The sequence below is a fragment of the Ruegeria sp. AL12 genome (assembly GCF_056540885.1).
Genome location: NZ_JBQFXN010000003.1, coordinates 115,713 through 130,892, shown reverse-complemented (window position 1 = coordinate 130,892; position 15,180 = coordinate 115,713). Strand labels below are relative to the sequence as shown.

Below are 15,180 nucleotides of genomic sequence, written 5' to 3'. Positions count from 1 at the left end.
GTGCCTCGTGTTTTGATTGTTGCCGCCTGTCTACCACAGGGACGATTCGTTGTGAACTTTGCTGCGATCAATTCTGTAGTGGGCCCCATGACGGATCACTGCCGCCATCCGGTGTACGCACCGGGCGCAGGTTGCGACCCGAGATATCCACCGAATAAAGCGAGGCCCGGCCACTGGCGCCCTGCGTTTCACGGGTGAACATGATGACGCGGCCATTGGGCGACCAGGTTGGGCCTTCATCCAGAAACGAGGCGGTCAACAAGCGTTCTTCTGATCCGTCCGTGCGCATCACCCCGATGTGGAAGCGGCCCTGATTTTGCTTGGTAAAGGCAATCAGATCGCCGCGCGGCGACCATACCGGCGTGCCATAACGACCCGAGCCAAAGCTGATCCGCGTGGCCTCGCCGCCATTCGCGGGCATCACGTACAGCTGCGGCGTACCCGAACGGTCGCTTTCAAACACGATCCGGCTGCCATCCGGCGAATAGCTGGGGGCTGTTTCTATCGCCGGCGTGTTGGTCAGACGAGTGCTTTGCCCCGACGCTAGATCCATTTTCCACAGGTCCGTGTTTCCGCCCTGAATCAAGGAATACACGATCGACCGGCCATCCGGCGAAAAGCGGGGCGAAAAGCTCATGGTTCCGTCCTGCGTCTTCAGTTCCTGCCGTTTGACGCGGCCCACATCCAGAACATAGATGCGCGGGCTTCCGCTTTCATAGCTGGTGTACAGCAGCCGATCGCCAGTAGGCGAAAAGCGCGGCGCCAGAACGATAGCAGCACTGTCGGTCATGTACTGCACGTTCGCGCCATCATAATCCATGATCGCCAGACGTTTCAGGCGTTGGTTTTTCGGCCCACTTTCCGAAACAAAGGCCACGCGGCTGTCAAAATAACCGCCCTCGCCTGTAATCCGGCTGTACACCTGATCGGCCACTTTGTGGGCCATGCGCCGCCAGCCCTCGGTGGTGCCTGCCAATTGCAACCCATTGCCCAATTCCTGACCCGAAAACACATCCCAGACCCGGAACCGAACCGTGAGGTTCTTGCCCGAAACATTGACTGCCCCCGTAATCAGCGCATCGGCATTGATCGCTTTCCAATCGGCAAACTGAACCGGAGCCTCAAAGCTGCTGACCCGACTGATGAAGGCATCTGATGATATCTCGCGGAACAACCCGGTTCCTGTCAGATCAGCCGCCACCACGCGCGAGATGTCCTGTGCATATTGCGCCGCTGACGGGCCATCGGGGACAAAGCTCGGCACCGCAAAGGGCAAGGGTTCGATAATGCCCTGGTCCAACTCCAATCGCAGGGGACCGTTCTGTGCAAGAACCGGCGTAGACATCAGCGTCAGGCCGACAAAGAGGCTGGTCAGAAGTTTCATCATTTGATCCGCATCCTCTCGGGATTGAATGTAATCTCAACATCCTGCCAATGAGCGTATTTGTCAGCAGGCAAGTCATATCCTCTGGCCCCGCAGCGCAAAATCGCGCGCCGGGCGGCCTGATAGGCCTGATTGGCCGCGCCAGCAGACCCACCAGAACTGTCCAGCATCCGAATGCTGCCATCCACAACCGTACCATCACGGTTTAGCGAAAAAGCCACAACGACCACAGTACTCAGTGCATCCGTAGACAAAGAGCCCACATTCCAGCACTTGGACACGGCCAATCGCATCGCGTCCTTCTCGCCGCTGGTAAGCGGTGGGCCGGATGGCTGGGTTCCACTGCCCAAGGCTTCGGCCAGAGCGTCATTGATCGCGGCCTCGTCGGCCTGCGCGTTCGGTTCGGGCGCCGCCTCGGGCGTCTCTGCCACAACGGGTTCGGGCGGTGGGCTTGGGCGGTTCGGACGCACCCGCGGTCGCGGAGACGTAAGCGGAGACTGCTCTTTGGTTTCCTCTGCCTCGGTCACGATCTCGGGGGCCGCTTCTTCCGGCGCGGTCTGATCCTGTTGTTCCTGCTGCACCTCGGCGCCCTCATCCAGTGAAACGGGCGGCGTTTCGAAATCATCCGGTTTTGCCTCGGGCGGTGGTGGCGCTATGGCCTCGGGGGCAACACGATCGGACGGGCGCGGCTGCGCCTCAGGCCCCGGAGGCACAGGCTGTGCGACAGGTTCGACCTCGGGCTCTGTCAGTACCGGCAGCTCATCCGGCACGTCCGGTTCCGGCGGTGCTTCGACGATAACGGGCGCAGGCTCGGGTTCGGGTTCGGCAGGCACGACGGGTTCAGGGCGGGGCTGTTCCTCGACCACAGGTTCTGGCGGCGTGCTATCAGCCTGTGGTTCGGGCGGTTGTTGCAATGCCGCCGGCACCTCCGGGATCTCAGGCGCATCCCGCTGGGCCGTCATGGCCGCGAATTGTTCAGCGGTGATCACGGACACATCCTGTACGGCCATCGGCAAAGGCTCGGACCGGAAGGTACCGCCGAAAAGCGCCACTCCGATCAGGCTGACATGCGCAATCGCCGAAATCTTGGTGCCGGTATCCACCGTGCGCCCTCACTCTCCACCTTCGTCCAGCGTCGGCCCGCCCGTATCGGTCACAAGCCCAACGTTGGAAAACCCGCCCGCGTTCAGCGCGCCCATGACCTGCATGACCTGCGCGTAAGGAATCGCGCCATCGGCGCGCAGGAAAACCCGGTCACTGCTCCGCTCTGCGGCGATGGCCCGCAGCTTGGCGATCAGTTCCTCGCGCAACACGTCTGTTGTCTGGATCTGCACACGTCCATCTGCCGTCAGGGTCACGGTCAAAGGTTCTTCATTGTCACCGGGCAAAGCACTGGCGGCGGTCTTGGGCAGATCTACCGGAACACCGACGGTCAGCAATGGCGCGGCCACCATGAAGATGATCAGCAAAACCAGCATGACATCCACAAACGGTGTCACGTTGATCTCGGCCATGGGTTGCGCGCGCCCGCGACGCCGGCCGCGTCTGCGCCCGTTTCCACCCGAGGATTGCTGAACCGCCGCGCCCATTGTCAGCTGTCCAACTGACGCGACAGGATGGTCGCGAACTCGTCGGCAAAGGCTTCGTAGCCGCCCACGATGCGGTCACAGTCTGCACTGAGCTTGTTGTAGAAAATAACCGCCGGGATCGCGGCCAGAAGGCCAAGCCCCGTTGCCAATAGTGCCTCGGCAATACCCGGGGCCACGACCGCCAGATTGGTATTCTGCTGTTCGGCGATTTCGATAAAGGCATTCATGATGCCCCAGACGGTACCAAACAGGCCGATGAACGGCGCAGTCGATCCAACCGTGGCCAGGATTGGCAGACCTTTCTGCAAGGTCTCTGCCTCTTTCGCTATGGCCACATCCATGGACCGGTCTATCCGCGCGGTCGCTCCGGCAATCAATCCGCCATCATTTCGGTGCGACCTGCGCCATTCGATCATTCCGGCAGCAAAAATCTTTTCAGAACTGCCATCCGGCTGGGTTCCGATCTGCTCGAACAGCTCGTCCAAAGGGTTGCCGGACCAGAAGCTCTCGTCAAATGCCTGCGCCTCGCGACGGGCCGCGCGATAATTGATCAGCTTCTGAATGATGATGCCCCAGGACCAGATGGATGCACCGATCAGCATCAACATCACCAATTTGACGATAAAGGTCGCGCGGGCATACAGCCCCCACATGGAGAAATCGATCTCCTGCGCCAGCGCCAGCGTTTCAGCTTCCATGAACCTGCTCTTTGTTTTTGCCTGACGGCCGTTTGTTTGGCCTTGTTTTGCCAAACGCTATCGCAGTTGGGGCTGAAATGCCAACATAACCACCCCTGACCCGCAAATTGTTACATCAATGCGCGAATCTCTGCCGGAAGCCGGATCGGTCTGCCATCCTTGTTGATGCACACGGCAGTGACCGAGGCGCGAAAAATCTCGGTCTCGCCACGTCGGACCAGCTGCGCCATGGTCAGCCGCACACCCGAGATTTCCGTGACTTCGGTTTCGACGATCAGTTCGTCATCGAACCTGGCGGGCGAAAGGTAATCGGCCTCGACCCGCCGCACGACCCAAACAATGCCTTCTTCCCGCATCGCGTTCTGGTCATTGCCCAGATTGCGCACCCAATCCGAACGCGCACGTTCGATATACCGCAGATAGTTCGCGTGATAGACGACGCCGCCCATGTCGGTGTCTTCATAATATACGCGAACCGGATAGGTATGTTTCATTGTAGTGGCTCCAACCGGGCAAACAACCTGAGCGCATGAGACGCATCCTGAGCCGAACCAGGCAAAACCGGATCGTAAGCAGCCCGAATCAACGCAGCAATATCGGGGCGCAGGATCGTCGTTTCGCCCGCCACGGCCAGCGGAGATTGCGTCCGAAACGCAGTATCAGACCAAAGCAGGATGGTCTGCACCACCTGGCTCAGTGCCAGCGTTTCCGCCGGTACCTTGGACAACTGCTTGTCCATGCGCAGAAAAACAAAAGCCGCACGGATCGCGCCATCTTCCTCGAACCGGAAAATGCGATACTGGTTTGCATCCGCTTCAACCAAGCGCCCGACCAACGGTGCCAGATCGGGGATCAGACGATCAAGATCAGGCACGTCCAGCAGCTCTTGCCAATCCCGGAAGAAGAAGACCATGCAGTTGGCACCAAGTTCGGGGTCGGTTTCGGCCATTTTGTGACCGGCCAAGGTGACAACCGCCTCGAAGGCGCCCTTCACAGTGGACAGCGTTTCTTCTTCAACACCAAACACAATCGGCACGATGGGTCGTCCCCAGCGGGCAAACAGAAACTCACCGCTTTCGCGCGTGAACAGCGCCTCAATCTCTTCCGGTGTCACGGTCAGGCCTTCATCTTTTCGAAAATACTCTCGCCGAAGGCATAAAATTTCCAAGCGCAAGCTTCAACCGAACAGATCGCTTTGCCGTTTGGGTGCAGTCATGCCCAGATGCGTCCAGGCCTTTTGCGCCAACATCCGCCCACGCGGTGTTCGCTGGATCAACCCCTGTTGCAACAGAAAGGGCTCGATCACTTCTTCCAGCGAGTCACGGCTTTCAGACAGGGCGGCTGACATCGTTTCGATCCCGACAGGACCACCACCGTAATTCTCGGCGATCAGTTTCAGATACCGGCGGTCCGCACCATCCAGCCCCAAATGGTCCACCCCCAGCCGCGTCAAGGCTCCGTCAGCCAGTTCGCGGGTGATCCGCCCATCTCCTTCGACAATGGCGAAATCCACCACCCGCCGCAGCAGACGTCCGGCGATGCGCGGTGTTCCGCGTGACCTGCGCGCAATCTCGCGTGCGCCCTCATCATCTGCCGGAGCGCCGAGTTTCCGCGCGTTTCGGGTGACGATCTCATGCAATTCGTCCACGGTGTAGAACTGCAACCGGGTCGGAATACCAAACCGGTCGCGCAAAGGTGTGGTCAGCAAACCCATGCGCGTCGTGGCCCCAACAAGCGTGAAGGGTTGCAATTCGATCCGTACGGTTCGCGCAGCGGGCCCCTCGCCGATCACCAGATCAAGCTCGAAATCCTCCATCGCGGGGTAAAGCACCTCTTCCACCGCCGGGTTCAGGCGGTGGATTTCGTCGATGAACAGGACATCACGCGCTTCGAGATTGGTCAGGATCGCAGCCAGATCGCCCGCTTTCGCCAGAACCGGCCCGGACGTCATGCGAAAATTCACCCCCAGTTCACGCGCCATGATCTGCGCCAGCGTCGTCTTGCCCAACCCCGGAGGGCCATGGAACAATGTGTGATCCATCGCCTCGCCCCGCTGGCGGGCGGATTGGATGAAGATGCGCAGATTGGCGCGCGCCTCGGCCTGACCGATGAACTCATCCAAGCCCTGCGGGCGCAATGCGCGGTCGTTGTCCTCGGGCAATGGATCGGGGCGCACGGTGGGATCAGCGTCTACCATTCATTCAGCCTTTCGGAGCCAGCAATTGCAGCGCGGCACGGATCAAACCCGCTTCGTCTGCATCCGGGTTGTTGGCGGCCGCCTCGGCAACCGCGGCTGCTGCATCCGACGGCCCATAACCCAGATTGGACAAGGCAGACAGCGCACCCGCTGATGCCGCAGCGGCCCCAGAGGCCGGTTTTGGCGTCCGCTTCGCAACAGGCGCCGCCTCGACAGGCTCTACAACTTCGCTCGAGGGGCCATCCATCGCATCGGTCACGGCGCCACCCATGGCCATCACGCCCGGCGCCTTGTCCTTGAGGTCCAGAACGATCCGCTGCGCCGTTTTCGGGCCCACACCTTTCGCCGCCTTGACCGCCGCCCAATCTCCCAGTGCGATTGCGCGGCTGACACCGTCCGGCCCCAGCGCGCTGAGGATCGCCAGAGAGACTTTCGCTCCGACCCCCTGAACCGAGCACAAAAGGCGATGCCATTCCTTCTCGACCAGCGAAAGAAAGCCATAAAGCTGCATCAAGTCTTCGCGCACGACCATGTCCGTGTAGATCGAAACCGCCTCGCCCACGCCCGGCAATGCCGCCATGGTCCTGTCAGAACAATAGACGATATAGCCCACACCCCGGACATCGATCAGCACGTGATCTGCTGCGCGATAGTCCAGCCTTCCGGTGAGTTTTCCGATCATGCCCGCACCTCTTTCACACGCGCCTGTTGGGTCTTGCCGTAATAGGCATGGCAAATCGCAATCGCCAGAGCATCTGCTGCATCCGCCCCTTTGGGCTGACATCCGGGCAATTGCAGTTTGACCATGTGCAGCACCTGCTCCTTTTCCGCGTGCCCGACACCCACGACCGTTTTCTTGACCCGGTTCGGGGCGTATTCCCCCACCGGCAATCCGGCCTGTGCCAGCGTCAGCAACGCCACGCCTCGCGCCTGACCCAGTTTGAGCGTACCGGCACCATCCTTGTTCACAAAGGTCTGTTCGATGGCTGCCTGGTCCGGTTGGTGATCGGCGATGACTTCGACAATCTGGTTGTGGAGAGACAACAGCCGCTCACCCAGATCATCCCCATCCGACTTGCACAAACCGTTGGCCACGTGGCTCAGGCGGCTGCCACTTGATTCGATGACGCCCCACCCCAGGGTTCTAAGCCCCGGATCAATGCCCAGAATTCGCATGTTTTGCCTCGGCCTGCTCGGGTTCTGTGATCTTTTTTCAACGCCTAGCACGAAGCGTGAACATTTTCCAAGCGAATTGACCCAAAGCCTGAAAACGACACACCTGTCCTATAGGCGACTCAACACGCCATTTGCGACTTCAAAAAGTCCGAATTCGACACTTTTGTGAACGCGTTTTCACCAATTATTTAAGGGGATTACAGCCTTTTGGAGCATTGCAGGAAACGCATAGGACACATGCAAAAACTGAACTTGTGCGGGCGATTTGGCGGCACTAAATGCCGGGCAGATCGCAAGACCGCAAAGTGAACACCAACCAGAAGGAAACAGGATATGGCTGCACTGGACACCACCCGCTTCGCCTCCACTGGCTCGTTCGGCCTCGTTGGCCGTATCGGCGCATTTTTTGTATCGGCCGTGAACGCCGCCGTCGAATGGAATGACGCCCGCGTTACCCGCAACGCGCTGACCGGTCTAACCGATCGTGAACTGGAAGATATCGGCCTGTGCCGTGGCGACATCGACGCCATCGCCCAAGGTCGCCGGTAATACCGACCACCACTCGCATACGCCCCTTCCTCCTCCCTTGAGGGGCAAACAGAAACACCGCGCGCCCCGGGCACGCGGTGTTTTTCGTCCGAAAACTGAGTCAAAACTGAGATTCAGTATAAAATCTTGTTGAGTTGCACGGCAATCGCCTGCGACACCGGGTCAATCTGCATCACCCAGGCACCTGCTTTTTCGACCGATGTGCCTTCGTTTAAACTGTCGATCCGATATTGGTATCCGGTCGGGCCAAGGCTGGACAAAAGGAACGCCTTGAACGCCACAACACTCAGAAGCGTAAGCAACAGCACCCTGGCCGGCACTGCCGAGCTTACCCGCTGCGGCTTCATGACCACCAGGCCATCCTTTCGCATCGTCGCGCGATAGCCACGGCTCATCTTTTGATGTTTTTTGTTCAGGCGATTAACGCGCTGAGTGAACTCCAGTTGTTTACCCGTCATGGCAGCCTCCAAAAACCGCCCCCCTCGACTTCAGTCAGAAAACGGTAAAAAGAGATTACGACAAAAACGTGGCAAAATTCCACAAAACTCCTGCAAATGGCCTAGTTTGCGCCCTGTTTCGTTAAGATTAGGGTCGTCCATTCACCAATCTCGTCCCTATGGGTAAGATTGAATTCATTTTGAGAATAAACGGACACCACATCATCGGCCTGTTCGTTGAGGATCCCCGACAGGATTGCATACCCTCCGGGACGCAGATTCGCCGCGATTTCCGGCGAGAGGGCGACCAAAGGACCTTTGAGAATATTGGCAAAGATCAGGTCGTAGGGCGCGTGCGCCCTGAGATCGGGGTGGTCGAAACCAGCGGCTTCCACGCACCGTACGGCACCGGACATCCCGTTCGCCTTGAGGTTGGCTTCGGCCACGTCAACGGCCACTTCATCAATGTCACTGGCAATGATGTCGCCGTCCCAAACCCGGGCTGCGGCCATGGCCAGAACGGCGGTGCCGCAGCCGATATCCGCCACTTTCGTCGCGGTGAACCCTTCGTCCAGCAATCTGTCAAAGGCCTTGAGGCACCCCAACGTCGTACCATGGTGGCCGGTGCCAAAGGCCATTGCGGCCTCGATCAGCAATGGAATGCGGCCCTCGGGCAGCTTGTCGGCATCATGGCTTCCATAGACAAAGAAACGCCCCGCCTCGACGGGCGCAAGCTCGCGCCGTACATGCGCAACCCAGTCGGTTTCCGGCAGCTCTGAAACAACAAACGGTTTGGCCTCGAACGCCGCTGCCAGAACCGCCAGTGCGGTCTCGTCAGGGGCTTCGGTGAAATATCCGCCGACCTCCCACAGGCCGGATCCGTCTTCGACCTCGAATACACCAACGCCGGTTGGCTCGGGCTCCAGACGTTCCATTGCCTCGCCCAGACCTTCGGCGGCCTTCTTACCTGTCAGCGTCGTCAGTGCGGTGAATGTGGGCATTGGGGCCTCCTGTCTCGATTGACACCGCGCCTAGGACGCCGCGCCGTCAAGGTCAAGCGCCGAGACCTATTCCGCAGGGGCCGGAGCGTATTTGGTCAGGATGGTCTCGTTGCCGGGCTCGGGGTGACGCGGGATCAACAGCGACAACAGCAGCGAAACGATCGCCATCGCCGCAGCCAGGCCAAACACGGCGCCCGGCGACACGACCCAAAGCAGGCCAAGCAAAGCGGGCAAAAACACCGCCGCAATATGATTGATCGTAAAGGCCACCGCAGCGGTCGGCGCGATATCAGCAGGGTCGGCGATTTTCTGGAAATAGGTTTTCAACGCCAAAGCCAGCGCAAACAGCACGTGGTCGATCACATAAAGGATTGCCGCAAGCAGAACACCCCAGCCGAACCAATAGATGCCGCCATAGGCTGCGAACACGATGGCCAGACCGGTGTATTCAAATATCAGCGTGCGCCGCTCACCGAACTTTGCCACCGCCTTTCCCAGCAATGGGGCGGCCATCATGTTGATCATCAGATTGATCAGATAGAGGCTGGTGAGCTCATGCACTTTAAAGCCGAATTTCTCGACCATCATGAACCCGGCAAAGACGACAAATATCTGCCGCCGCGCGCCTGCCATGAACTGCAATGCGTAATACAGCCAATACCGGCGACGCAGGATCAGCTTCTTGGTCTGCGGCGTGGGCGCATCGAATTGCGGATAGGCGAACAGACAGAACAGTGCCAGCGCAGCCGTAACTCCACCCGACGCCATGAATACAAAGTTGTAGGACAGATCAAAGCGATCCCAGGTCAGTACGATCAGCCCATACACCACCATGGTCGCCGCCGATCCCATCGCAACCAGCCATCCCAGCACCTGCGGAGCACGATCCTTGGGCAGCCACTGCAATTGAAGCGACTGGTTTACGGTCTCGTAGTAATGGAACCCGATCGAACTGAACAAGGTCACAAACAGCAACCCGCCCAGGCTGGGAAACCACGCGGTCACCGCCGTTGCGACACCAAGCATTATCAGAGAGATCATCGCCAGCACCTGCTCGCGAATGAAAATGATGACGGCAATCACGCCAACCGCCAGAAACCCCGGAATCTCGCGCACTGTATGCAGCAGACCGATATCCGCGCCATCAAAGTTCGCCACCTCAATAACAAAGTTGTTAAGCAGCGCGCTCCAAGCGTTGAACGCAATGGGCATGGTCAGCGCCATCATGAACAACAGCGTGATGGGGCGGCGCCAGAACGGCAGGCTCTGCGCCTTGGTAAGGGGCATGGGTTTCAGCATGAGACCCCTCTACGCCCATTTCGCTGCTTTGGCGAGAGGGAAGCGGGCTGCGCACAATCACCCTGCACAGATGCAGAGGTCAGTAAAAATTCTGTGGGTCGATATCGACGGTCAGGCGGATATCGCCCTTCAGACGCAATGGGGCGATCCAGCGGGCGATGGCATCTTGAATCGGCGCCCCTTTCGGGGCTTTCACCAACAAGCGCACTCTGTGGCGACCGCGTATACGCGCAATGGGTGCAGGCGCAGGGCCAAAGACCTGAGCACCGATGGCGCGCAGGGGCGCATCGTTGCGGGCCATTGCATTGCCGATATCGAACACCGGCCCGACCTCGGGGCCCGACAACACGATCCCGGCCATGCGACCATAGGGCGGCACGCCTGCCGCCTGACGACCCGCTGCCTCGGCTTTCCAGAACCCTTCCTCATCACCCGACAGGATGGCCCGGATCACCGGGTGTTCCGGTTGAAAGGTCTGCAAAAGCGCCTGCCCCGGCTTGTCCGCCCGTCCCGCGCGCCCAGCCACTTGCCGCATCAATTGAAACGTACGCTCAGCGGCGCGCAGATCCGCGCCGTGCAGGGAAAGGTCAGCGTCAATCACACCGACCAATGTAAGCTTGGGGAAGTTGTGCCCCTTCGCCACCAATTGCGTACCGATGATGATGTCGGCATCCCCGGCGGCGATCTCTTCAATCTTGGCTTTCAATGCCCGGGCTGAACCAAAAAGATCGGAACTCAGCATCGCGATTTTCGCCTCGGGGAAGGTCGCCTCGGCTTCTTCCGCCAGCCGTTCGATCCCCGGCCCGACCGGGGCAAGCTTACCCTCCACGCCGCAGGAGGGGCAGGCTTCGGGCATCGGCTTGGTTTCGCCGCATTGGTGGCACATCAATCGCTTGAGAAACCGATGCTCGACCATGCGTGCGTCGCACTGATCACAGGCGATCTGCTCGCCACAGGCCCGGCACAAGGTGACCGGCGCATAGCCACGGCGGTTGATGAACAACAGCGATTGTTCACCTTTTTCGATCCGCTGCTGCACCGCTTGCCGCAAAGACGGAGAAACCCACGTTCCGGGCGACATCTGCTCGGCCCGCATGTCGATGGGCTTCATCTCGGGCAATACCGCCGCTCCGAAGCGCGAGGTCAGGTCAAGCCTTTCGTACTTGCCCGCCTCGGCATTGGCCCAACTTTCAAGCGAAGGTGTCGCACTGGCCAGAATCACCCGCGCGCCACAGATCGCCGAGCGCAGAACCGCCATGTCGCGTGCGCTGTAGTGCACGCCGTCTTCCTGTTTGTAGGACGTGTCGTGTTCCTCATCGACGACCAGAAGCCCCAGATCGCGAAATGGCAGAAACAGCGCCGACCGGGCGCCAACGACCAGTTGCGCATTGCCCTGCCCGACCATCCGCCAGACCCGCCGCCGTTCCGTCATGGTTGCGCCGGAATGCCATTCCGCCGGGCGCGCACCGAACCGCGCCTCGACCCGGGTCAGAAATTCTGCGGTTAGGGCAATCTCGGGCAGCAGAACCAAGGCCTGCCGCCCCATGCGCAGTGCCTCGGCCACAGCCTCCAAATAAACCTCGGTCTTACCGGAACCGGTAACGCCTTTCAGCAGCGTGGTGCCGTAATCGCCGGTCCGCTGCCCGGCCTGAAGCCGTTCGACCGCCGCAGCCTGATCCGTTGTCAGGTCTTTCCCGGGAAGGTCCGGATCAAGATGAGGATAAGGCAGGTCGCGCGGGCTGTCCTCTTCGCGCACGGCGCCTTGTTTGACCAACCCTTTGACAACAGATGACGTTACACCCGCCTGCTCGGCGAGTTCCTTCAAGGTAAAAGCCAGTCCGCCGTAGTCGCGTAATACCTCAAGAACCCGGGCCCGGGCATCGGTCATTCGGTCTGGTTGACCTTCACCCAACCGATAGACCTTGCGCATCGAGGGCGGATCACCCAAGCCCGGTGCCCGCGTCGCCAGACGCAGCATCGCGGGCATGGGAGTCAGAGTGTAATCGGCGACCTTTTCCAGAAACACCTGCATCTCTTCACGCATCGGTGCAACGTCAAGAACCCGGATCACCGAGCGCGCCTTGCTCAGGTCAAAGCCGCCCTGCCCCGGCCCCCAAACCACCCCCAGCACCTTGCGCGGGCCCAAAGGAACCTCGACAAAAGCGCCCAGAACGCACCCGCCTTCGGGCGCCTTGTAATCCAGCGTCCGGTCCAGCGGCTGCGTTGTAAGCACCGCAACCAGCTCTCCTTGGTCGAAAAATCCGTTAGCGCTCACGGCATATCCTTCGCAGGGGGTTCCAGCAGGGGTCTCTTTGAGGTAAAGCCATCCGCGACCAAGGCCAACCCATCAAAGGACTGCCCTCATGAAATTCTTCGTAGACACCGCCGAGATCGACGCCATTGCCGAACTGAACGATCTGGGCATGGTGGACGGCGTAACCACCAACCCTTCGCTGATCCTGAAATCAGGTCGCGACATTCTGGAAGTGACCAAAGAGATATGTGATCTGGTCGATGGCCCGGTATCGGCCGAGGTTGTCGCCACCGAAGCTGACGACATGATCGCCGAAGGCCGCAAACTGGCCAAGATCGCGCCGAATATCGCCGTCAAAGTGCCGCTGACATGGGCCGGCCTGAAAACCTGCAAGACGCTCAGCGACGAAGGCCAGATGGTCAACGTGACGCTCTGTTTCTCGACCAATCAGGCGATTCTGGCTGCAAAAGCGGGCGCGACATTCATCTCGCCATTCATCGGACGGCTTGATGATATCAACCTCGACGGCATGGACCTGATCGCAGACATCCGTCAGGTCTATGACAACTACGGGTTCGAGACCGAAATCCTTGCCGCATCGATCCGTACCGTCAACCACGTGACCGACAGCGCCCGCATCGGGGCCGATGTGATCACCGCACCGCCTGCCGTGATCAAGAAACTGGCCGACCATCCCTTGACGGACAAAGGCCTGGAAACCTTCCTCGCAGACTGGGCTAAAACCGGTCAGAAGATCCTCTGATCTCAGACCCGACCGCGCGGTGCCGAAAGGCGCCGCGCCCGGCCCAACGGCCAAATGCCTGATCTGTGATCGGGCATGGCGGGCGGGAGACCCTTGCCACAGCATGCAAGGAAATCCACCCTTGCGTGCATTTTTTCCAAGGCAAATCCGGTCCGGCATGTTATAAGCCGCGACAACAAAAAAGACCGGACGGGACATGAGCAGCACCCCCAAACTCGAGGATAACCTCCGCGCGGCGATTCTGGCCGAGCCGGATGTCGTACTGGACGACAAAGACCTGATGCAGGCGCTTGTCGCTGCCAACGAGCAAGCGCGCGGCGACAACGTGATTGACCTGCGCGGCATTGCGATGCAACGGCTCGAGGCCCGGCTGGATCGGCTGGAAGACACCCACCGTTCCGTCATCGCTGCGGCCTATGAAAACCTCGCGGGCACCAATCAGGTCCACCGCGCCATTCTGCGATTGCTGGAACCTGTCGAGTTCGAAGATTTCCTGCGCGCGCTGGGCGCCGATGTGGCGGACATCCTGCGCGTCGACAGCGTTACGCTGGTTCTGGAAACAACCGTGGTTCAGAACGATCCCGCAATCGACACGTTGGGCGGGGTCCTGACGATCGCGGAACCCGGTTTCATCGACCGGTACCTGACCATTGATCGCGGCGGTCCTGCGCGGGATGTGATCTTGCGGGAAATCCATCAGCCGAGTCGGCGTATTTTCGGGTCACAGGCCGATCAGCTTCGTTCCGAGGCCTGCCTGAAGCTGGACCTCGGGGCCGGTCGCCTGCCTGGCATGATCGTCATGGCCGCCCGCGACCCGCGGCATTTCACACCGCAGTTGGGCACCGATCTTCTGGCCTTTTTTGCCGGCGTGTTCGAACGCTCGATGCGCCACTGGTTGTCGTGAGCCTGATCTCGCCTGCCTGCCGCGACGCGCTTCAGCATTGGCTGGACGGCCTGAGCGCACTGGCCGGACGATCCGAGAATACGCTAAACGCCTATCGTGGCGACGTCGTCGAGTTTCTGACGTTCATGACCCTGCATCACGCCGAACGGCATGGCCTGAAGGCGCTGGAACGGATCACAGTGTCGGATATGCGCGCCTGGATGGCGGATCAGCGCGGCGCGGACGTCAGCGCGCGGTCTTTGGCGCGCAAACTGTCGGCGGTCAAAAGCTTCTACCGTTGGCTGGCAGAGCGTGAGGGGTTCGAGCCCACCGCCGTTCTGTCCACCCGCGCGCCGAAATTCACCAAGAAACTGCCCCGGCCACTGGCCGAAGATGCAGCCCGCGCCATGATCGATACGGTGGAACTGCAATCCACATCCGACTGGGTCGCGGCGCGCGACGTCGCGGTTGTGACGCTGCTGTACGGATGCGGCCTGCGCATATCCGAGGCGCTGTCCCTGACCGGAGCGGACGTGCCTTTGCCCGCCACGCTGCGCATCGTCGGGAAAGGCGACAAAGAACGGGTCGTACCGGTTCTTCCTGCCGCTCGCGAAGCGGTCGACAGATACCTGAAGTTATGCCCCCATCCACAAGCACAGGACAAAGCCCTATTTCGAGGTGTCCGTGGCGGGCCATTGAACCCACGTGCAATCCAAGGGGTTATGGCCAAGGCGCGTATGCAATTGGGGTTGCCCTCAACCGCAACACCCCACGCGATGCGGCACAGCTTTGCCACCCACCTGCTGTCAGCCGGAGGCGACCTGCGTGCCATCCAAGAGCTTCTTGGCCACGCCTCCTTGTCGACGACGCAGGCCTATACGGCAGTGGACACTGCGCGGTTGATGGAGGTCTACAACCGGGCGCATCCCAAAGCCTGACGTGCACATGAC

General features: G+C 60.1%; 17 protein-coding genes. 4 read left to right on the top strand and 13 right to left on the bottom strand.

The window, feature by feature from the left end; translation table 11 throughout:
* Positions 1–67 precede the first annotated feature (67 nt).
* The 9 genes from tolB to ruvC form a co-directional block, all read right to left on the bottom strand.
* Complete coding sequence (gene tolB, locus ACR0C6_RS11505; RefSeq protein ID WP_480619392.1) at positions 68–1,387, bottom strand: Tol-Pal system beta propeller repeat protein TolB; 1,320 nt, start codon at positions 1,385–1,387, stop codon at positions 68–70.
* Positions 1,384–2,487, bottom strand: a complete 1,104-nt coding sequence (locus ACR0C6_RS11500; protein WP_171170864.1) for an energy transducer TonB — start codon at positions 2,485–2,487, stop codon at positions 1,384–1,386. The genes tolB and ACR0C6_RS11500 overlap by 4 nt, the downstream gene beginning before the upstream one ends.
* A gap of 9 nt (positions 2,488–2,496) precedes the next feature.
* The gene (gene tolR, locus ACR0C6_RS11495) at positions 2,497–2,973 is read right to left on the bottom strand and encodes a protein TolR (RefSeq protein WP_480619390.1); all 477 of its coding nucleotides are present in this window, start codon (positions 2,971–2,973) and stop codon (positions 2,497–2,499) included.
* A gap of 2 nt (positions 2,974–2,975) precedes the next feature.
* A complete protein-coding gene (gene tolQ / locus ACR0C6_RS11490; RefSeq protein ID WP_152457225.1) occupies positions 2,976–3,671 on the bottom strand; it encodes a protein TolQ in 696 nt (231 codons plus the stop codon).
* A gap of 110 nt (positions 3,672–3,781) precedes the next feature.
* Positions 3,782–4,165, bottom strand: coding sequence for a tol-pal system-associated acyl-CoA thioesterase (gene ybgC, locus ACR0C6_RS11485; protein ID WP_171205628.1), 384 nt, complete (start codon positions 4,163–4,165; stop codon positions 3,782–3,784).
* A complete protein-coding gene (locus ACR0C6_RS11480) occupies positions 4,162–4,785 on the bottom strand; it encodes a hypothetical protein (RefSeq protein WP_480619531.1) in 624 nt (207 codons plus the stop codon). The genes ybgC and ACR0C6_RS11480 overlap by 4 nt, the downstream gene beginning before the upstream one ends.
* Positions 4,786–4,848: 63 nt before the next feature.
* A complete protein-coding gene (gene ruvB, locus ACR0C6_RS11475; RefSeq protein ID WP_171616306.1) occupies positions 4,849–5,868 on the bottom strand; it encodes a Holliday junction branch migration DNA helicase RuvB in 1,020 nt (339 codons plus the stop codon).
* A gap of 4 nt (positions 5,869–5,872) precedes the next feature.
* On the bottom strand, positions 5,873–6,550 hold the full coding sequence (gene ruvA, locus ACR0C6_RS11470) for a Holliday junction branch migration protein RuvA (protein WP_480619388.1): 678 nt from the start codon (positions 6,548–6,550) through the stop codon (positions 5,873–5,875).
* On the bottom strand, positions 6,547–7,044 hold the full coding sequence (gene ruvC, locus ACR0C6_RS11465; protein WP_480619386.1) for a crossover junction endodeoxyribonuclease RuvC: 498 nt from the start codon (positions 7,042–7,044) through the stop codon (positions 6,547–6,549). The genes ruvA and ruvC overlap by 4 nt, the downstream gene beginning before the upstream one ends.
* 333 nt (positions 7,045–7,377) lie before the next feature.
* On the opposite strand from ruvC, the gene ACR0C6_RS11460 reads away from it, so the two are divergent.
* Positions 7,378–7,593 (top strand): DUF1127 domain-containing protein, encoded by a 216-nt coding sequence (locus tag ACR0C6_RS11460; RefSeq protein WP_152457219.1) that lies wholly within the window; start codon positions 7,378–7,380, stop codon positions 7,591–7,593.
* 113 nt (positions 7,594–7,706) lie between these two features.
* On the opposite strand, the gene ACR0C6_RS11455 is transcribed toward ACR0C6_RS11460, so the two are convergent.
* From ACR0C6_RS11455 to ACR0C6_RS11440, 4 genes are all read right to left on the bottom strand, one after another.
* Complete coding sequence (locus tag ACR0C6_RS11455) at positions 7,707–8,063, bottom strand: hypothetical protein (protein WP_224857539.1); 357 nt, start codon at positions 8,061–8,063, stop codon at positions 7,707–7,709.
* Between the two features lie 89 nt (positions 8,064–8,152).
* Positions 8,153–9,031 (bottom strand): 50S ribosomal protein L11 methyltransferase, encoded by an 879-nt coding sequence (locus ACR0C6_RS11450; RefSeq protein WP_480619384.1) that lies wholly within the window; start codon positions 9,029–9,031, stop codon positions 8,153–8,155.
* Between the two features lie 66 nt (positions 9,032–9,097).
* Positions 9,098–10,330 (bottom strand): MFS transporter, encoded by a 1,233-nt coding sequence (locus ACR0C6_RS11445; RefSeq protein ID WP_480619383.1) that lies wholly within the window; start codon positions 10,328–10,330, stop codon positions 9,098–9,100.
* A gap of 79 nt (positions 10,331–10,409) precedes the next feature.
* Positions 10,410–12,605 carry a primosomal protein N' gene (locus ACR0C6_RS11440; RefSeq protein WP_480619381.1) on the bottom strand — a complete coding sequence of 732 codons (2,196 nt, stop codon included), beginning with the start codon at positions 12,603–12,605 and terminating at the stop codon, positions 10,410–10,412.
* Positions 12,606–12,693: 88 nt separating this feature from the next.
* Between ACR0C6_RS11440 and fsa the strand changes: the two genes are divergently transcribed.
* The 3 genes from fsa to ACR0C6_RS11425 all read left to right on the top strand — a co-directional run bounded on the left by fsa (position 12,694) and on the right by ACR0C6_RS11425 (position 15,168).
* The gene (fsa, locus tag ACR0C6_RS11435; protein ID WP_152457215.1) at positions 12,694–13,347 is read left to right on the top strand and encodes a fructose-6-phosphate aldolase; all 654 of its coding nucleotides are present in this window, start codon (positions 12,694–12,696) and stop codon (positions 13,345–13,347) included.
* A gap of 196 nt (positions 13,348–13,543) precedes the next feature.
* Positions 13,544–14,251, top strand: a complete 708-nt coding sequence (locus ACR0C6_RS11430; protein ID WP_480447071.1) for a DUF484 family protein — start codon at positions 13,544–13,546, stop codon at positions 14,249–14,251.
* On the top strand, positions 14,248–15,168 hold the full coding sequence (locus tag ACR0C6_RS11425) for a tyrosine recombinase XerC (RefSeq protein WP_480447072.1): 921 nt from the start codon (positions 14,248–14,250) through the stop codon (positions 15,166–15,168). The genes ACR0C6_RS11430 and ACR0C6_RS11425 overlap by 4 nt, the downstream gene beginning before the upstream one ends.
* The last annotated feature ends 12 nt before the right edge of the window (positions 15,169–15,180 follow it).